At 76.6% G+C, this 1,582-nt stretch carries 3 protein-coding genes; all 3 read right to left on the bottom strand.

Features of this window, described 5'->3' with window-relative positions; translation table 11 throughout:
- Positions 1–351: glycosyltransferase family 9 protein (locus ACWEVO_RS36310; RefSeq protein WP_452311912.1), on the bottom strand; the 351-nt coding region annotated here is incomplete at its 3' end.
- Complete coding sequence (locus tag ACWEVO_RS36305; protein ID WP_452311911.1) at positions 348–1,031, bottom strand: SDR family oxidoreductase; 684 nt, start codon at positions 1,029–1,031, stop codon at positions 348–350. The genes ACWEVO_RS36305 and ACWEVO_RS36310, both read right to left, overlap by 4 nt.
- An 8-nt stretch (positions 1,032–1,039) precedes the next feature.
- Positions 1,040–1,582: D-glycero-beta-D-manno-heptose 1-phosphate adenylyltransferase (gene rfaE2, locus ACWEVO_RS36300; RefSeq protein WP_452311910.1), on the bottom strand; the 543-nt coding region annotated here is incomplete at its 5' end.

Below are 1,582 nucleotides of genomic sequence, written 5' to 3'. Positions count from 1 at the left end.
GTCCACCTCGTGCTCGTCGGCCCGCCACGGCGGCCCGTCGTGCCCCGCCTCGGCACTGGCGAACGCCCACAGCCGGCCCGGCCGGGCGCCGGCCAGCATCCGGTGTGACTGCGGGCCTCGGCCGTGCAGGTTGACCGCCAGCGCCGGCGGCGGGCCGGACCACCGGAGGTGGCCCAGCCCGTCCGCCTCGACCAGCCGGTCCACCCCGCCCACGAGGTCGACCAGCGGGGTCAGCCAGCGCGGCGCGACCAGCGCCAGCTCCTCGCCGGGGTACGCGGCGCGCAGTGCGCGCAGCGCCGGCACCCCGGTCGCGAGGTCGCCGACGCCGAGCGCCCGGAGTACAAGGATCACGGGTACGACGACTCCTGCTCGGCGCAGACCACCAGCTCCCGTACCGCGCAGCCGGCCGGCTGGGAGAGGGCGAACATGACCGCCTCGGCGGTGTCCGCCGGGTCGTTGAGGATCGCGTCCGGCCCCGGCTTGTACTGCTCGTCCCGCTCGTCGAAGAAGGCGGTCCGCATGCCGCCCGGAATGAGCAGGGTGACGCCCACCCGGCCGGCCAGCTCGGCGGCGAGCGCCCGGGTGAAGCCGACCACCCCGAACTTCGCCGCGCAGTACGCGGTGGCGTCGCTGACCGCCTTGACGCCCAGGGTGGACGCCACGGTGACCACGGTGCCGTGCGCGCGTTCCAGCTCGGGCAGGGCCGCCCGGATCACGGCGGCGGTGCCGAGCAGGTTGATCGTGACGATCCGGTCCCAGGTCGCGCCGTCGATGTCGGCGAGCTTGCCGGGCACGTCCATGCCGGCGGCGGTGACCACCCCGGCCAGGCCACCGGCCTGCTCGGCGAGCTGCCGGGTGGCCGCCTCGGCGGCCCGGGTGTCGGCCAGGTCGCACTCGACCCAGGGCACCCCGTCGGCGGGCGCCTGCCGGTCCAGCACGTACGGCCGGCCGCCGGCCTTGGCCACCGCCGTCACCACCGCCGCGCCGAGCCCGCTCGACCCGCCGGTCACGAGGATTGCGCGTCCGTTCATGTCTCTGCTCACACTGCTCCCTTGACGAGGTGGAGGCCGCGCGTGCGCGCGGCGGAGATGGTGCCGGTGGTGGACCGGCCTTCCAGGTAGGGGACGGTGACGACCTTCCCGCCCCAGCGGTGGACCAGTTCGGCCTCGGGCAGCTCCGGCGCGCCGTCCCCGGCGTAGTCGCCGCCCTTGACCCACACGTCGGGCCGCAGCCGGGCCAGCACCTGGTGCGGGGTGGGCTCGTCGAAGACCACCACCGCGTCGACGCAGTCCAGCGCCGCCAGCAGCCGGGCCCGGTCCTCCTCCCGGTTGACCGGGCGCTCCGGGCCCTTGAGCCGCCGGACGCTCCGGTCGGAGTTGAGGCAGACCACCAGGCAGTCGCCGAGCCGGCGGGCCGCCTGGAGGGTGGACAGGTGCCCGGCGTGCAGGATGTCGAAGCAGCCGCCGGTGGCGACCACGGTGCCGCCGTCGGCGCGGACCCTCGCCACCAGCTCCTCCGCGGTGCGGGCGGTGGGCGGCGTGGCCGGCTGCTCCGGCGTGCGGTGCAGGCCGGCCGCGCCGCC

The organism is Micromonospora sp. NPDC003776 (assembly GCF_053605645.1).
This window is presented reverse-complemented; position numbering and strand designations above follow the sequence as displayed.